The following is a 16,577-nucleotide window of genomic DNA, read 5'->3' as shown; positions in this document are numbered from 1 at the left end:
CACCAGTACAAACGCCTACGCACCCGCTGGGAACGACGAGCAGACCTGCATCAGGGATTACTGTCCCTGGGCTGCGCGATGATCTGCTACCGACGCCTCTACTCATTCTGACAGGAGCTCTTAGCAGTGCCGGGCCCAGAGTGCGGAAGGGCCTGTCGCTGTCGTGCTCACGACGGTGTTCGTTGATGCCTTCTACCAAGCCACTCAGCACGTCTAGACCGAAGAACATCTCGTCAGCCTCAGCGGTGAGCCTGAGGAAGCGCTGGCTGAACTCGGAGGGGAACCCCGGTGGTGGTGCGGTCACGTTGGCCACGATAGTTCAACCCACGCCTCCGCTACGGCACCTCTTGTCGGCTATCTGGGCACGCGGTTTTGCTGGGCATCACGGTCAAGCGGTGGCCAAGAATGTTGGTATGTTCGACCGCCCAGCCCGTCCGGTGCTGAAGCCTGCCGCTCACCTCAGGTCCCGGACCGGTCCGGGACCTGGCGGGTGCGGGCTCCTACTCGGACGCCGTTGGGGACTGCGTGCTGGGCGAGCGGTTGGAGGACATTGGTACCACGCGCGCGTGTCACTAATGGTTGTGCTGTTTGGGTGATCGTGGCGCCGTGTGCGTCATCCCTCGGGCCGGGCCGCTGTCCCAGAAAGGCGCTCGCGGCTCTTGGGTTGGATGACCACTCCTTGATCACCGGCCACCAGCAGACCGTCGCAGGGGGTAATCGAGTTTGGCTCGAATTATGTTGTAGAATCGTGCCCACGTCACCATGGGCAGCTTCGGCGGCCCGCAAGAACGCAAGGATGCCGATCGTGGTGAGCGTATGACTTGGTGGGAACGACGTCCTCCACAGCATCGATCCGACGAGGTCCCAGCACCTCTGTCCGGCACGAGATCAAGCGTCGAAAACTCCACCGTGGCTGGACACGTCATCCAGGCGGGTGTGATTGGCGGGCCGGTGAACATCGGCGTCCACCATCATGCTCACCGTCCTGAGGTGGAATGGCCGGTGCGGGTGGGCATCCCGGTCTCCGCACCTGGCCACTACATCGATCGGTCTGCACAGGTCGACCTGAATGCCCTATTCGGGTACGGAGCCATTTGCGTAAGCGGGTTACCGCTGGTGACAACAGTGGTGATCTCCGGGATGGCGGGCGTCGGCAAGACCCAGATCGCCGCTGCCCATGCTCGGGATGCCGCTCATCCCACCGGCATTGACCTGCTCGTGTGGGCCAACGCCGCAACCCGAGACGGCATCAGGGCCGCCTATGGCCGGTCGGCAGCCAAGCTTCTGCTAGCCCCCGCAGATGTTGATCCCGATGAGGCTGCTCAGACTTTTCTGGAGTGGCTGACAACGACGACCCGCAGGTGGCTGGTCGTCCTCGATGACCTGGCCACGCCAGGCGATTCCCGCGGCCTCTGGCCCCCGGCCACCGACTACGGCCGCACGGTGGTCACCACCCGGTATCGCGGCAACGCCCTGGAAGGCTCGGGACGCCGCGTCGTGGCGCTCCAAGCCTTCACCGCGCAGCAGTCCCGGGCGCACCTCGACGCAGAACTGACCGACCTCACACACCCGGCGACACAGGAGGACTTCGACGGACTGGCGACTCACCTCGATCATCTTCCCCTCGCGCTCAGCCACGCTGTCGCTTTCCTCCGCGACCAAGCGATCACCGTGCCGGAGTACCGGCGACGACTCCGAGACCTGCCGCTGCACACCGTCTTCCACGAAGACCCGTCAGACCTGTCCGCACATCACAGCGCACCGGTGCACATCACGCTGTCCCTCTCCGTTCCGCTCGCTGAACGCCTCGCACCGGATTCCGCGATGCGGATGCTGCTGATCGCATCGCTGCTGGATCCCCCAACGGCATCCCCGGGGCGGTGTTCACCAGCAAAGCGTTTCTTCTGAGCAGCGGACTGGAAGCGCTCTCGGCCCACCACGGAATTCGAGTGCTGCACCGGCTGAACTTGCTCACCCACGACGACGTCGACGACACCATCCGCATCCACGGACTCGTCCAACGCGTCGTTCGAGAACTCTTCCACCCGGAGTCGTTGGCGACCAGTTCCCGGGTGGCGGCCACCTCACTCGTCGACATCTGGCCGCCAATCGACACCTTGACCGAGATCGGCGCGGTGCTCCGCGCCAACACCAGTGCGCTGGAGCTGGCCAGCTCCAGCGCACTGTTCAACCCCACGGTCCACCCGGTGCTGTTCCGCACCGGGCAAAGCCTCAGAGAGCAAGGACTCGCGGCAGACGCCGCCGAGCACTTCTCGACTCTGTACCAACGAGCCGTCGCAGTGCACGGACCCGATCATCCTTGGGCGCTGAGCGCTCGGGCCGCCTACGCGCACTCCAAGGGCGATGCAGGCGACACCGAAGAGGCGGCGTCCGAGTACGAGTACCTGCTCGCCCACAGGCTGCGGACGCTCGGGCCGGACGACCCGCTCACGATGACCACTCGGAACAACCTCGCTCACTAGCGTGGTGCGCACGCCGGTGCCGAGGTGGTCCTCAACGAGTACGAACAACTCCTGGTCGACCGGCTAAGGGTGTTGGGGCCGGACCACCACAGCACTCTCAGCAGTCGGCACAACGTCGCGCATTGGCGAGGGCTCGCAGGGGATTTCACTGGAGCTGTGGTGGAGTTGGAACATCTGTTGGCCGATCGGCTCCGGTTACTGGGCGCTGACCACCCCAACACCTTCATCACACGACACGACCTCGCCCATTCACGAGGTGAGTTGGGAGATGTGCAAGGCGCGTTGGCCGAGCTGGTGCAGCTCTTGGCCGATCGAGTGCGAGTACTGGGCCCCCACCACCCCGACACGTTCGCCTCCCGTAACATCCTCGCCCACTGGAGGGCTATGTCGGGTGACAACGCCGGAGCAATCGCCGAGTTCAAACAACTCGTGGACGACCAACTGGGAGTGTTGGCCCTCGACCATCCCTTGGTACTCAACGCGCTCACCAGATACCACCAGCTACGTGACCAGAACATCTAGGGCGTTGAAGGGCCGCGGCAGTTACGCAGGGTCTCGTGGTTCATGCCCAGCTCGCGAGCGACCTGCCGCAGCGGCCGGTCCGACGAGCGGGTCAACGCGACGGCGTCCGTGCGGAACTGCTCGGGGTACTTCGACCTGCCTGACACGGGGGACATCCTTCCCCGGACCGCTGTCTGGGGTCAGGGTGTCCGGTTCCCGAACTCGTGGTTCCGGCCGTCGGGGGTGGTCAAGGCTTCTCCTTGCCGGTGAGTGCGCCCCTGGTCGGCGGGGACAGGCTCCCAGTCGTGTTCGTTGGCACCCGCAGCACGGGTGAGGGCCGGGTCGTCGGGGTGGACGCCGTTGGCGATGGCCATCGCCCTGTAGGACGGGTACAGCGCGTGGCCACCGTCGTTGACCTTGGTCGAGGTCGGGACCGCACATGCGCACCGCCAGGTTGTGCCGGGCGCCGACCAGCAGAAACCCCGGCGGACGGAGCAGGCCAACAGGAGGAATCAGGGCCCGGTCCATGATCAGGCCCGCCCAGGAATCCCGACTGATATACACCTCAGCAGTCTTCGCGGGGAATGGGGCTAACATCACGACACATCTGCGTCCTAAATTCACCGGCCAGTCGACCATAGTACAGGTTCGCCCCGGCCGCCGCAGGTGCAGAAGAGGTCCACTTATTGAATTGAGGCCAGTAGGTTCCTAGTCCGTGGATAATTTCCCAGGCGATGTTCAGTGCTTCACTCGTTCCGTAGACTTGCAGGGGGTTCGTCTTCCTGTGGAGTTCCTCCAACGCTAGATTCGCCGCGTTACGCTCTCGTTCGCATATGGGGTTATCTCGCCGCTGCGCGGCGGTCGGGTCGGGCGCATTGAGATAACATCTCGACAACTGCTCACCTAACCGGTTCGCTTGGTCGGCGGATGTCAAATAGCCTTCATACACTCCACTGCGAACTTGTCTTGCCTGTTCCGCACGCTGCTCAACCATTTCGACAGCCTTGATATCTTCATTCGAACCAGCCGCGATGAGTCCTCCGACCACGGCACCCGCTAGAGCGGAAACCAAGGAGAGGATGGAAGTGAAGACAACGGACCAGCGGGCATCCGCAATGGTATTCGCAGTTGACTTATTCGACCTGACGCCGGTCGACCGTCTCAGCCTTAATCGAGCTTGCCGCTTCAATGGATGAACCATCTTGGCACCTCCCAGATTGATGTCTGCCTTCTCCTCCCGCTGCCGCGGTGGTCCTCGCCGCCTGCGTCGGTCTGCTCGTCGGCGGCCTGTGGCTGCTCGACGCCACCGTGACAGCGGGCCCCATCCAGATCGCGCCCCGCCCGTGACCACCCGCCAAGTTCAGTCGGAACCGGCGGAACCGGCGCTCAACACTGAGCCCGCAGGACCACGTGTCGCGGTGGTGCGGGCTGCGACCTGCAGGCCCGGCGGCGTTCGCGACCCGGTGTTCAGCTCTGCCAGGGCTTCACGCAGGACGGGGCCGGGCATGATCTCCTCTCGTCGCTGCAAGGGCGTGGGATTCACCGGTCCGCCCCGGGTCGGTCGGTCGGAAATCCCGTCGACATACTCCCTGAACAGGTCAGCGAACCGAGCGAGCGGGCCAGTGTCGTAACTGGACAGTTGCCCCGCAGCGAGATGGTGCGGCAGGTCGGCCCGGCTCTTGACGCCGAGCTTGTGGCAGACGCGGGTCAGGTGTTGCTCGACGGTGCTCACCGTGATGTGGAGCGCTCGCCCGATCTCGCGGTTGGTGTGGCCGGTTGCGGCGAGCTCGGCCACCCGGCGCTCGGAGTCGCTGAGCACGGGCGCGGCGTCGCCCGGCCAGTCCACCGGCAGCGCCCCCCGGTCTCCGGTCGGGTGGTCCGCGACAACGGGCGCCTGCCATCCCGGTGTTTCACTCACGACAAGCCACGTCGAGAGGGGGTCGCCCGCGCGGCCTAGGTCCGGGTACGGGACGGAGGTGAGGTAGACCGGGGTGAGAGACGGGGAAGCGGCCGCTTCGACAGAGGCGCCCCGGTGGACGGAATCGCAGTGGAACGCCACCCTGAGCTGGTAATCACCCCCGAGCTCCCGGTCGCACAGCCGGGCCAGCGTCAGGTCCGGCGGTTTCACGCCGCTCTCGACTTTCGACCGGTACCACTTGTTGTAGTTGAGGAACTGGGCACGGAGGCGGTCGGCGCGGGCGCGGTCGGCTTCGACGCGGGCGCGGGCGCGGTCGAGGTCGGCACGGACTTTGGCCACCGCGTTCAAGGACAATCCATGTGAGTGGCGGAGCCTGCGTAGCTCGGCGCCGAAGTGCGTTGGAACCGTGGCGGTTTGCTCGGCTGTGTGCCTGGCCTCGCCCACGATCCGGTCGGCGCGGGTGTTGGCCGCGTCGAGGATGTGCTTGGCTTGCTCTTCGGCTTGGCGCAGCACCTTCTCGGCCGCACGAAGCGTGGTGGCGGCGTCGGCCAGGGTGTTCGCGGTGTCGATGCCTTCGGTCTCGGCCGTGTCCGGGTCGCTGTGCAGCGCGGTGCCTGCGGCGGTGCGCTCGATCTCGGGGGTGCGCACGAGGTTGATGAGCATGTCCACATCGGCGAGGGTCTCCGGCGCGCCGGGCGCGTCGTAGCGGGTGGCGACGCCCAGCCAGCGGCGGGCGCCGGTGAGGTCGCCGCGACCGAGGTGCTCCTCGCCCAGGGCGAACGCGGTCAGGCCGAGGGCGACCTGGTCGGCGAGGCGCAGTTCGGCCTGCCGCTGCTCGGGGGTCAGGGACGCGATGGCCGCGTCCAGGGTGGCCATATCGAAGTCCTGCGGGGTGTGGTCCTCGGGGGTGGTCATCGTGCCTCCTTCGTGATGCCGGTCTCGGGCATGCCGTAGACGGATCTGGCCTTCTCCAGCCGTTTTCTGGCCGCGTCGAGGTGTTTCTGCAGGCCGCTGACTGAGATCCCCATGATCTGCGCGGCCTGCTCCTGGCCGAATCCGTCGAGGTAGCACAGCTCCAGCGCCTGCTGCTGGCGGTGGGTCATCGTGATCCCGGCGGCGGCCAGGTCCACCTCGCGCAGCACCGCGACGAGCGGGTCCTCCCCGGCCGGGTCGGCGGCCTCGACCCGCCGGTCCTCACCGTCGGCGTCGTCCTCGCCGCGGCCGAAGGCGTGGCTGAAGGGCACCGTCGGCTCACGCTTGACCGCGCGGAAATGGTCGGCGATCTTGTGCGCGGCGATGCCGTAGAGCTGCGGCGCGGTCTCGGCGTCGTCGATCCCGCCGTCGGCGCGCCACTTCACCGCGAACGCCATCGCGGTCTTCTGCCGCACGTCCTCGGCAGCGTGCCGGTCGCCGACCCTGCGCACGATGTAGCGGTACAGGGGTGTCCAGTGAGCCCGCAGGAAGGCGGCGAGCCGCAGCTCGCCGCCTTCCTGCCCAGGGAGTTCCGGACTCACTGCTCGCGCGCCTGCCTCGCCGCGGGACCGCCGGTCAGCTTCATCGACCAACTCGCCCCGTCCGGCTCCCGCACCTGGATCTCGGCCTGCAGATCCCCGGCGGCGACGCTGTCGACCAACGACACCATCGTCAACCCCCGGTCCCGAGCCCGGATCGTGCGCCCGCGGTTGTCCACCACCACCTCGGCCAACCGCCGCACACCCCGACCACCCTCGAGCACCGCACCCGCGAAGCCGGCCACTTCACCACCGCTCACACCATCCACCTGCCCGTCATCGATGCTGTTCCGCATGACAGGTTCATCGCCGGCCGAGCCCCCCACACGCAGTACTCCATTCGAGTGAAAGCCGTGGAGGAGTGCTCAGTCCGCGCGGCGGGGCAGGTCAAGCGGCCGGAAAAGGCGGGCGACTTCGTGGCATGAGGTGGGGTCATCGGGGTGGTGGGTCATGCCGCCAGCTGTGGGTGATGGGCGAGGTGGTCCTGAAGTTCGCGGTGGCGGAACTGATAGCCGATGCCGGCCTGCCGAATTAGCCCGGCCTGATAGCACCAATGCAGGAACCGACCGAGCCGCCAGGGCAGCGACGAGATCTCGAACAGCCTGCGAGTGCACAGTCCGTCACTGATCTCGCGGACACCGCGGCCTTTGCGTTCGACCGAGGGCGGGATGACGAAGTCGGGTAGCCCCCAGGTGGCCGCGGCGTCCTGGGTGAGTCGTTCGGCGGCGGTGCCAGCGGCGAGGTGGGGATTGAGCCTGGTCGCCGCGGGTATGCGGCGTTCGTGGACGCCTTGCTCGGTGGTGATGAGCATGGTGAAGTAGTCGGTGTTGGCCACAATGCCGACGCCGAAGTCGGATGTGGCCAACTGGGCGAGCTCGGAGGGCAACCACCGTTGCTCCGACTCTTCGGCGGGAACCCACGGCTCCACCACGTCGGCCACCGCAGGGATCGCTGGTGACCCCGCCACTTCGGTGGCGTACATCTCGAACAGCGCCACGAGCCTGGTGACCACGTTCATGACCTGGCGCAGATGCCCGGCGAAGGTGTCCTGTGGTCCGTCCGGCTCGAATCCTGTGAGGGCCAGGTCGACGTGGCTGTCAGCTCGCCCCGAGAGTCGGCAGCCGTCGGTGTAGCCATCCAGCGTGAACTGGGCGACCACGAACTCCTCGTCCAGCTGGCCAGGGACCTGCGGGGGCACGGAGACCACCGCCGCTGGCGCGGCCACGTCGATGGTCGGGCTGCCGACGGCGACCAAGCCGCCCATCCGGTCGCCATCAGCGAGCGCCAACGTCCAGGCCAGAAGTCGACGCAACCCCGTGCGAAGATCCGATACGCGTGGGTTGGTGTCGGGCCCGCGGTGCGGCTGACACACCTGGATCAGCCTGTACTGGGCGCGCAGAATCCCGTCCAGGCACGACTCGGCCAGCAAGTCGGCCAGACCTTCGTCGGAGTCGGCTACGGGGAAGAACCGCGGCTGTTGGGGATCGCGCACGCGCTGACGCACCGAGAACATCTCGACCGACTCCTCGATCAGGGAGTCCAGGCAATCCCAGAGCCGATCAACGACCTCCTGAAACAACTCGGTCAAGCGCTCACGGCTGCCATCAGGCCATGCCGCATGAACCGCGATCGCCCCGATGCCGTCCGACCCGCAACTTACGGACACATCGACGATCCCCTCGTCCAGGATCTCCGACCATCTCTCCAGCAGGCTCGTCCGGGCCGAGTGCGCGGCGACCAAGTGCGCGTACGCGCGCGGATGAATCTCGCCTAGCATCCACCGATAGTAGGTCGTGGGTTCGACAGAGCTTGCCTGTCGGCGGGTGAGCAATGCCATCAGGTGCGTGGTCGTCTGATCTTGCATTGCCTGCCGGTGGGTGAGGACGCTCGCCGGAGCAGTCAAAAGTTGGTGAGTTCGCTGGTGGTGCGACGGTGGCTTTTGGTGCTCCGAACGGTGTTTCGGGCTCATGAGGTGGTGGCGGGTCGGCCGGGAATGAGCGGGCCAGGCCGCAGGTGGTGGTCGTGGACTCGCCGCAGTTAGGCCTGTGTGGCCTGTGTGGTAATTCAGGCGAGTCGGCCGAGGTCAAGGCAGGGCTACGGCGAGGTCCTGTCCGGAACGTCGGGCAGGTGATGTCGGACGGTCGCCGAGATGTGTCCGCGCAGGGAGGACACCACGTGCTTGAGCTCGGTGGGGATGTCGGGCATGTTCTTGAGCGAGAGGCTGATGCGCCGAGCCACCCGGGTTCCCGGGTCGTGTGCGGCGGCGGTGAGGGCGTGCAGGGCGAGTGTGTCAGCCGGTTCGGTGAGGGTGAGCCTGAGCAGGGCGGATGCGGTGAGCGCCCGCACGTGCGGGCGTGGGTCGCTAGTCAGGGCGGCCAGTGCTCCTACCGCTGCGGGGCGGGGCAGGAGCTGGGCTACGGCGACGGCGTGGGCGCGGTCGGTGTCATCGCCAGCGAGCAGGGTCATTAGACCTGAGGCCGTCTCTTCGGACTCACGGCTCAAGGTGGCGATCAGTCGAACGGTCGCGCCATGGGGATCCTGGCTCAAGGGGTAATCGTCGAGTGGCGATGGCGGCCCGACGAGGTTCTCGCGGGCGATCTGCAGCACTCGGCCGCGCACGTGCGGGTGGAGCTGGTTGGCGTGGTTGGCCAGCCGTTGGAGGGACCCGACCTTGTCCGCACCGGCGACCATCGGTTCTGCGAGCAGCTCATACACCGGTTCCCATCGAGCCAGGTGCGGGTAGAACAGGTTCAGCAATACCAAGACATCAGCCGGGTCGTGATCGTAGATGGAATGGGCGGTTGCCTTCGCGTCGACGACTTGGCGCTGAATGGTTTCCACCGCTTGGTCGCGTAGCGCGGTTACCTCGTCGTCGGTGAGGTTCTGCCAGCCCGGCCCGAGCGCGTTGACCCCGGCGGCGCCGTCCTGCGACAGGGTGCGGCGTAGATCGTGCTGTGCCTGCTCGTTGACGCGTGCGGCGACACCGAGCAACGCCAGCCGCAGTTGTGCGTGGTGACCGGGTGCGGCCGCCCGGGCCCGGGCGGCCCGCTCTGGTGTCCAGACCGTGGTAGGAAGTGCTTTCACCACCGAGCGCCAAGCGTCGGAGGGCACGTGGTTGCGCTGGGGCGGAATAGCGAGCACGAGGTCCGCGACGCGCTCGTGGTCGTCGGACGTTGCTGCGGGGATGACCCCGGCCAAGGTCTCCACCAATCGCGGTAGCACGTGGAACCTCGGCGTGGTGCGCGTGAGGAAGGTTGTCGGGTCGTCCAGGGTGTCCAGCAGCCATGCGACGGCGCGGGTGGCGGTGGCGGTAGTCAGCACGTCCCCGCCGCGCTGAAGCAGCGTCAACGTTGCGTCGCAGGTGGTGCGTGTCCAGTTGCCGAAGTCGACGGCATCCGCGGCGATGGTCACCGCTTCTGCGGGACCATCGTCAAGCACCCGCGCCACCGCTTGTCGAAGCTCCTTCTCCGCTCCGCTGAGCCGCAGGTCGGTCAGCAGGTGCGCCACGTCTTGTGCTGCCGCGTGTCTGTCGCAGCGCAGCAACCGCTGTGCGGCGTTGAGTGCGGCGAAGCGGGCGCCGGCGGCGTGATCGCCGAGATGGCTGGCCAGGATCGAGGCGGTGAACAACCGCATCGTCGCGATGTCATCCCGGAACAATACGGTGGCCTGCTGGCGGGTCCACGCGGTGAACTGTTGGGTGATGACGTCGGCGGCTCCGTCGGCGAGGCGCTGGTGTCGCCACCAGACCGCCATGGTGTCCTGCCCGGCGAGGACCCGCGTGAAGTCGGCCGAGCGCCAATCCGACACCCGGAACAGCAGCTCCTCGGCCGTTCCCGCGATCGCTGATGCGGTCACGTCGGTGCTCGCCCACTTCCGGTCCGACACGGCGCGGGCGGCCGCCCTTCGCGCGTCACCGATGCGGCCGACCTCGATACAGGCGCGGGTGTACTGCACGAGCAGCCAGGCATGGTCCACCGTATCCGCGTCCGAGTCGACCTCGTCGGTCAGCAGGTCCAAGGCTCGTTTCGCCTGGGCGGCATCCAGCATCGCCGCCGCCGAGACCGCCAACACCGCCGACCGAGCGGACGCATTCGGGGCTGAGTCGAGCAGTGCCAGCATCGGGTCCACCGCGCTCGTGGTGACTCGCTGGTGGAATGCGCCCGCGAACCGCCAGTACCAGTCGGGAGATGACGCCCACGTCCGCGGACTGGGCAGCTTCTGGAATCGCCCTATCTGATCGTCTATGTCGTCCAGCCGCGCTTCCACGAGCATCGCCAGTACCTGCGCTGCGCTGATCTCCTGTTCACGCGGGCTGTGGGGGCTCGGTGCCACCAGGCGCGGAACCAGCAGAGCGTGCCGCACCATGTCTGCCTGCGGTACGCGGTCGGCAGCGGTCCACGCGCTTCCTTCCCAGTTCGGGCGCGGCTTGCCGGCCAGGGCAATCTCGATGAGTTCGTCGAGGTGCTCGCCGTCCAGCAGGTTCACCGCTGGCACCAGCACCTTGCGGCCCTTCCCGGTGGGCACCACGGTCTTGCGGGTCAACATGACCCAATAGGAGCGCTCGGTGCGTTCGTCGTGCAGCACTAGCAGGTGGGGCAGCGAGTGGGTCAGCCAGTACTCGGAATGCTCGTCATCCTTGTCGGTGAACCACCACCCGACGACCTCGCCTGCCCCATCGCGCTCGGGCCGGGAGAAGAACGACTGGCCGGTCTTGACCTGCGCGCCCAACACCACACCCAGGCTGAACAAACCTCGGTCGTTCACCATGATCAACAAGTCGGTGCCGACATCGAACTCCGTCGGTGATTTGACCACGCCCCACCCCAACTTCGTGAGGGCAAGGCTCACCGCCTGCTCGCCGATCGCCCCGAGCTGGTTGGTCTCTGACTGCCGCACCTCACCAGTAAAGCCGATCCGGCGCTTGATAGAGGACTCGGCTCCACGAGCCCGCCACACCACCTCGTGTATCCGGCCCATGCGCGGGTCGCGATGCACGTGTCTATTTCGGGTGTGGCACCACGCTAGACCCTCCTACCGCTTGGGCGTGGAGCCAGGACGGCTCCCTGATGGGTCTGTCAAACGAGCGGCTCTGGCGCACTTCGGTAGTGGGGTTAGCCGAGGAGGATGCGGTGGCGGAGGAGGTCGAAGCCTGCTCTGCCGTACATCTGCCGTTTGAGCAGTTTGGTCTTGGTGTTGACGCCTTCGGTGCGTCCGTTGTGGTGCGCGAGGGTGATGGCGGCGGTGACGGCGTCGTGGTCTTGGTCGATGCCTCGGGCGAAGGAGTGCACGTGCGGCAGGTCCGCCTTGCGCGCGGTGGCACTCCAGGCCGCCAGCCGGGCTGGGTTGTCCTGATGGGGGATGAGCAGGGCGGCGAATGAGCCGACTACGCCTGCCAGTGCCGTCATCTCGGGACAGGCTGCGGCCAAGCCTTCCACGCGTTCGCGTTGCCGGTCGTTGAGGTTCTCCGGTCGGTCAGCAGCAGCCTGCTGGCGCGGCGTGGTGATGGGTGCGGACGTTCGTCGAGGTGTCGTCCTTGGTTGAGGTAGCGGACCAGGAGGTTGTGGCTGCCGGTGTAGCCCATGGCGCGGAGCTCGGCCAGCAACGCGGTAGCCCTGCAGATTCGCCTACGACAAGTACGCCGCCGCACGACGCAGGACCTCGTTCTCCTGCTCCAACAACTTGTTCCGGCGTCGCAGTTCCCGCAGTTCGGCCGATTCACCGCGGGTGACACCCGGCTTGGCACCGGCCTCGACCTCGGCCTGACGCAACCACTTGAACAACGTCATCGGATGGACCCCGAAGTCCTTGGCGATCTGCTCGACGGTCACGCCGGGCTCGCGGTCACGGGCGACCCGCACGACGTCGTCGCGGAACTCCTGGGGGTAGGGCTTGGGCACTGCGACATCCTCCAGCTCACCATCACGCAAGCCAACTCAGATGTCACCCATCCGTGCAGCAGACCCCCGCATCGGCGACCGGGAAGGCGAGGCTCTCGCCTGGAACAACCTCGGCCTGGCGCTACGGCCGGCGCCACCACGCTGCCCTCACCGCACAGAACAACGCACTAAACGTCTTGACAGACGTGGGCGACCACTACGGCGAGGCCATGGCCTGGAACAACCTCGGCCGAACGGGCCCGTGACTGACACGACTTGGCTTCGCGCCCGCAGCATCCGCAGTGGTGACACGCACCGTGCGAGGTAATCGACTAAGATCAGCATGAAGCATCAGAAGTCGACCCGTCGATGCTCAGCTCAACAAGCTCTACTTCGGCGAAAGGATGGACGCTATGGCGAGCGCTCCACCGCTAACGTACCGAGGCGCGCTTCGTCTCCTCGGAAAGACCGACCAGCGGATCCTGAAGTCGATTGACGGACTACTGGGTGGACTAATCTTGGCGAGTCCAGCTACGGCGTTTGCTGCCGCGTGGGGGTTTGTTGACCAAAAGAATGAAGCCGTTGGGCTGACACGAAGCCTTCTTGATGCGACAAGCGCACGCATGAACCAGGTCGGCGGTTTCGAACGCCACGAACTAATCACAGCTGCGCACGCCGTGATCGTGGTAGCTGCGTATTTCGACTCCTTCCGGACATGTCTGAAGAAGGACGAATATCGCGAACTCGCATTAACCGACCAAGAAAAGGCCCTGCTCGCAACCGGGGCGCGAAATAACGGCAACGCCGATCAGTTCGTTGGGATCCTTTCCACTGCGGCAATCCCCGTGCCGCTCGCCGGAGGCCTAGGTGACAACGACGTGCTTCGCGCCTTCTATTCGAAGCTCCAAGACGGGGTGCTGATATTCCTCGACGGTCTGAAGGCTTGGCCAAGGATCGCCAAGCAGTCGACTGTACAAGCCGATATTCGGCAAATTCCCATGAGGGCCGCCAAGAGGTACACCAGCTACTTCCTCGATCTTGCAAGAGACGTGCCAGAGTTTTACTTGTGGGCCTCGCTCTCCGATAGCGCTCAGACTAGCAGAGCGCTGGATGAATCCCATGGCACACTTCGAGTCGCAATCGAGAAGCAGGCTACATCCCTTGGTAGATTGCAAGAAGTGCTTGCCCAACTAAACAGCTCTCGGGCCGACCCTGGTTCGAAAGCTCGGTCTAGCGTGAATCGCGCAAATCGGTCCGCATTGACCGATCCGATTATCTCTGGCGGCATGCTCGACCATATCGGGCCAGTAGAATTGCCGACCATCGAAGAGATCTATCAGAATCCGAGGTTCAGGACAACCCGTGCCTCGGTTTCGAGACCGGCGGATGAAAACTGGTGGCGCACTCAGGAGATTCTCGACGACTTCGATCTCTTCATCGCAGCTTACCTTTCGTCACCGCAAAGCGTGCTTGAGCCCCTTTTAATCCTCGGGCATCCGGGTGCAGGCAAGTCGTTGCTAGCGCGTGTGCTCGCGGCCCGACTGCCCGACTGGGCCTTTACTACGGTCAGAGTTCCTCTGCGGCGCGTTGATGCACAGGCACCGATACTCGATCAGATTCAGCAAGCACTTGATGCGGTCACGAATCGCCGAGTAAGTTGGACCGATCTGGTAGATGAGGATTACTATACGAGTCGCGTTGTAATTCTCGATGGTCTCGATGAACTACTTCAGGCATCAACAACAAGTCGATCGGCTTACCTGCAAGATGTCGCTGAGTTTCAGCGTCGGGAGGCTGACCAGGATCGCCCAATCGCGGTGATCGTCACCTCGAGAACTGTTGTCGCGGATCGCGTACGGATCTCGCCCAGTTCTACCATCGTCAAGCTCGAGGGCTTTGATGACGGTCAGATCGGAAAATGGCTGACCGCTTGGCGTGACCGTAACCGTGATGCGATTGGGACCCAGAGAATAGGCGAGCTAACCTTAGCGGCCGCTTTAGAGGTCCGTGACCTTGCGTGTCAGCCGCTGCTTCTTCTGATGCTTGCGTTGTATGCATCTGATCCGGAAGCAGAAGAGATCGGCCCGCGCCTCTCAGGGGCTAGCTTCTATGGAAGAATACTCACTAGCTTTGTTCAGCGCGAAGTGAACAAAGCTGGCGAGATCGGCAGGTTGATGCAAATAGAGGATCTCGTGGAAGATCAGATGTGGCGGCTCGGCATAGCCGCGTTCGCCATGTTCAATCGGGATCAATTGTACATCAAGGACCATGAACTAGGCGCCGACCTGATTGCTCTCACCGTCTCTGACGTCGCCGATAGCAGAACGGCAAGTCTGCTATCGCAAGTTGGCCAAGAGACCATCGGCAAGTTCTTCTTTGTTTATACACCTGAGGTCGACAGTCATAGACCTGACGACATGCGACGAGCCTTTGAGTTCTTGCATGCGACGTTCGGCGAGTATCTCGTTGCCCACTTTTGTGTGAGATTATTGACTGAAACGGTAGAGCGGCCTAAGAAGAGTTGGCAGGGCGGGCGCGGTATCGACGACGATTTACTGTTCGCCCTGCTTAGTCATCAGACTTTGACCACACGTCGCACTGTAGTGAACTTTATCCGTGAACTCATTAGTCAGATCGACCCGACTATTCGACGAGAATGCGTTGCCGCTATTCAGAAGGTCCTCGACGGTTACCGAACTTATACGGGTGTGCGGATCTACTCTCAGTATCGACCAATTGCGGTTGATCGGGTTCGCGAGATGGCCGCGTACTCGGCCAACCTCGTGCTGCTCAAAGTTCTCTTCGCCGACGACTGCATGATTCGAATCGAGACTACCGCCCCGCCTGTACATGGAGAGGACTGGTGGAGATCAACCGTCTCGCTATGGCGACACACCCTAGGCTCTTCTGCGTGGGAGTCGATATGTAGAACGATCGATCTAGATAATTCAGGCAGGCTTACTTTGAGAGAGGGGGAACACCTTAACCTCATCGCCGAGGCGACGTTTCTCAGATTTACGAAAAATGATGGAGATCGGGTTGCTTACCACATCGGCGCAGCCGTGCTCGGTCGGCCCCTGCCAACGGGATCGGAAGATCCCGTGATTCGTGTAATTGGATACTTGTTCTATTGGGCCGAACAGTCAGCCTCTCCCGATGAAGACGTCGTGCAACTGTACCTTAACGCCGCAGGAGAAATAGGCGACCTGGAACCGCCGCTAGCCGCCCTGCTTAAGTCCGCGATTTCTCGTTATCTATTTCGTCGCCACGGAAAGCTTTTGTACGCTGAGACGCTCGTGTGGATAAGGCTGTACTTTCGTAGCGCGTGCGACGAGTTCGCCGACATTTCACTCTTTGCGCTCTATGTAGCCAAGTACACGCGGCTGATCGATGACGTCCCTGAGCTCAGATCTGCTCGCGGCTATAAGATGCGGTGGGTGCCTGCATTGTTTCTTGCCGCCGAGAAAGTTTTGCACAAGCCAGATCGGGATGACACTTCGGCACCGCTTCTTTCTGAACTACGGTTGCGCGAATTGAGGCGAAGAATTGAACGCGAATTACGCCTTGGCGAACATTTCGAATATGGGCTCGACGCTTTCGTGGATATGGTTCGCTACGGATTTGCGCGCCAGTAGTGGGCGAGTTCAGACGGTGGAAGCTCTGATGCGAGGAGTTCGGCGATTCCGATGAGTTCGTCGAGGTGCTCGCCGTCCAGCAGGTTCGCTGCAGGCACCAGTACCTTGCGGCCCTTGCCGGTGGACACCACGACCTTCCGGGTTAGCATGACCCAGTAGGACCGCTCGGTGTGCTCGTCGTGCATCACCAGCAGGTGAGGCAGCGAGTGCGTCAGCCAGTACTCGGAATGCTCATCGTCCTCGTCAGTGAACCACCACCCGACCACCTCGCCCGCGTCGCGTTTGGGTCGGGAGAAAGAATGACTGGCCGGTCTAGCCTGGGCGCCTAACACCACACCCAGGGCTAGACAAGTTCCGGTCGTTCACCATGATCAACAACTCGGTGCCGATCGGGGCCCCACCCGATCCGCCACCGGATCTTATCGATCAACTGCCGCGTGCTCCATGACGACGGTCGACCCTGCCGTTTCGGCGCAGGCAGCAACGGCTCCAGGGCTGCACACTGCGCATCGGTCAGGTCGAACCGCCTCGCCACCGCTAGGTGTCCACGAGACCTCGCCTGTTTCCGATCTTCGACATACCCAGTGGCCATACCGTCTCGCTACTCTGTTCGGGTGGTTGGGCTGTGGCTGGCGTCATTGGTCGGTGTGGGT

General features: G+C 64.2%; 13 protein-coding genes and 2 pseudogenes. 5 read left to right on the top strand and 10 right to left on the bottom strand.

Annotated elements, in window-relative coordinates:
- From ACTG9Q_RS31720 to ACTG9Q_RS31705, 4 genes and pseudogenes are all read left to right on the top strand, one after another.
- Positions 1 to 111 (top strand): annotated as a pseudogene (locus tag ACTG9Q_RS31720) (IS5/IS1182 family transposase); the annotation flags it as partial.
- A gap of 798 nt (positions 112 to 909) precedes the next feature.
- The gene (locus ACTG9Q_RS31715) at positions 910 to 1,908 is read left to right on the top strand and encodes an NB-ARC domain-containing protein (protein ID WP_455576635.1); all 999 of its coding nucleotides are present in this window, start codon (positions 910 to 912) and stop codon (positions 1,906 to 1,908) included.
- Positions 1,881 to 2,483 carry a hypothetical protein gene (locus ACTG9Q_RS31710; protein WP_455576634.1) on the top strand — a complete coding sequence of 201 codons (603 nt, stop codon included), beginning with the start codon at positions 1,881 to 1,883 and terminating at the stop codon, positions 2,481 to 2,483. The genes ACTG9Q_RS31715 and ACTG9Q_RS31710 overlap by 28 nt, the downstream gene beginning before the upstream one ends.
- Positions 2,484 to 2,507: 24 nt before the next feature.
- Positions 2,508 to 3,005 (top strand): tetratricopeptide repeat protein, encoded by a 498-nt coding sequence (locus ACTG9Q_RS31705; protein WP_455576633.1) that lies wholly within the window; start codon positions 2,508 to 2,510, stop codon positions 3,003 to 3,005.
- Here ACTG9Q_RS31705 and ACTG9Q_RS31700 read toward each other — a convergent pair.
- The 9 genes and pseudogenes from ACTG9Q_RS31700 to ACTG9Q_RS31660 all read right to left on the bottom strand — a co-directional run bounded on the left by ACTG9Q_RS31700 (position 3,002) and on the right by ACTG9Q_RS31660 (position 12,310).
- Entirely contained in the window at positions 3,002 to 3,151 is a 150-nt protein-coding gene (locus tag ACTG9Q_RS31700) for a transposase (protein WP_455576632.1), read from the bottom strand. The two genes, ACTG9Q_RS31705 and ACTG9Q_RS31700, sit on opposite strands and share 4 nt — an antisense overlap.
- A 398-nt stretch (positions 3,152 to 3,549) precedes the next feature.
- Positions 3,550 to 4,185 carry a hypothetical protein gene (locus ACTG9Q_RS31695; RefSeq protein WP_455576631.1) on the bottom strand — a complete coding sequence of 212 codons (636 nt, stop codon included), beginning with the start codon at positions 4,183 to 4,185 and terminating at the stop codon, positions 3,550 to 3,552.
- Positions 4,186 to 4,635: 450 nt separating this feature from the next.
- A pseudogene (locus ACTG9Q_RS31690) lies at positions 4,636 to 4,806 on the bottom strand (helix-turn-helix domain-containing protein); the annotation flags it as partial.
- 1,007 nt (positions 4,807 to 5,813) lie between these two features.
- Positions 5,814 to 6,416, bottom strand: a complete 603-nt coding sequence (locus ACTG9Q_RS31685; RefSeq protein WP_455576630.1) for an RNA polymerase sigma factor — start codon at positions 6,414 to 6,416, stop codon at positions 5,814 to 5,816.
- Positions 6,413 to 6,709, bottom strand: a complete 297-nt coding sequence (locus ACTG9Q_RS31680) for a hypothetical protein (RefSeq protein ID WP_455576629.1) — start codon at positions 6,707 to 6,709, stop codon at positions 6,413 to 6,415. Before ACTG9Q_RS31680 ends, ACTG9Q_RS31685 begins: the two co-directional genes overlap by 4 nt.
- Before the next feature lie 152 nt (positions 6,710 to 6,861).
- On the bottom strand, positions 6,862 to 8,190 hold the full coding sequence (locus tag ACTG9Q_RS31675) for a hypothetical protein (protein ID WP_455576628.1): 1,329 nt from the start codon (positions 8,188 to 8,190) through the stop codon (positions 6,862 to 6,864).
- 317 nt (positions 8,191 to 8,507) lie between these two features.
- On the bottom strand, positions 8,508 to 11,309 hold the full coding sequence (locus tag ACTG9Q_RS31670; protein ID WP_455576627.1) for a DUF4365 domain-containing protein: 2,802 nt from the start codon (positions 11,307 to 11,309) through the stop codon (positions 8,508 to 8,510).
- Between the two features lie 215 nt (positions 11,310 to 11,524).
- Positions 11,525 to 11,917 (bottom strand): transposase, encoded by a 393-nt coding sequence (locus ACTG9Q_RS31665; protein WP_455576639.1) that lies wholly within the window; start codon positions 11,915 to 11,917, stop codon positions 11,525 to 11,527.
- 120 nt (positions 11,918 to 12,037) lie between these two features.
- Positions 12,038 to 12,310: a transposase gene (locus ACTG9Q_RS31660; protein WP_455576626.1), complete on the bottom strand. Its 273-nt coding sequence runs from the start codon at positions 12,308 to 12,310 to the stop codon at positions 12,038 to 12,040.
- Between the two features lie 383 nt (positions 12,311 to 12,693).
- Between ACTG9Q_RS31660 and ACTG9Q_RS31655 the strand changes: the two genes are divergently transcribed.
- Positions 12,694 to 15,924 (top strand): NACHT domain-containing protein, encoded by a 3,231-nt coding sequence (locus ACTG9Q_RS31655; RefSeq protein ID WP_455576625.1) that lies wholly within the window; start codon positions 12,694 to 12,696, stop codon positions 15,922 to 15,924.
- Here the strand turns inward: ACTG9Q_RS31655 and ACTG9Q_RS31650 are convergent.
- Positions 15,903 to 16,256 carry a DUF4365 domain-containing protein gene (locus ACTG9Q_RS31650; RefSeq protein ID WP_455576624.1) on the bottom strand — a complete coding sequence of 118 codons (354 nt, stop codon included), beginning with the start codon at positions 16,254 to 16,256 and terminating at the stop codon, positions 15,903 to 15,905. The genes ACTG9Q_RS31655 and ACTG9Q_RS31650 overlap by 22 nt on opposite strands.
- Positions 16,257 to 16,577: the final 321 nt, after the last annotated feature.

The sequence above is a fragment of the Actinokineospora lacus genome (assembly GCF_053813445.1).
This window is presented reverse-complemented; position numbering and strand designations above follow the sequence as displayed.

Coding starts and splice junctions, on each gene's coding strand:
- ACTG9Q_RS31695 (WP_455576631.1), bottom strand. CDS start 4,185: ATGGTTCATCCATTGAAGCGGCAAGCTCGATTAAGGCTGAGACGGTCG.
- ACTG9Q_RS31680 (WP_455576629.1), bottom strand. CDS start 6,709: ATGCGGAACAGCATCGATGACGGGCAGGTGGATGGTGTGAGCGGTGGT.
- ACTG9Q_RS31675 (WP_455576628.1), bottom strand. CDS start 8,190: ATGCTAGGCGAGATTCATCCGCGCGCGTACGCGCACTTGGTCGCCGCG.
- ACTG9Q_RS31655 (WP_455576625.1), top strand. CDS start 12,694: ATGGACGCTATGGCGAGCGCTCCACCGCTAACGTACCGAGGCGCGCTT.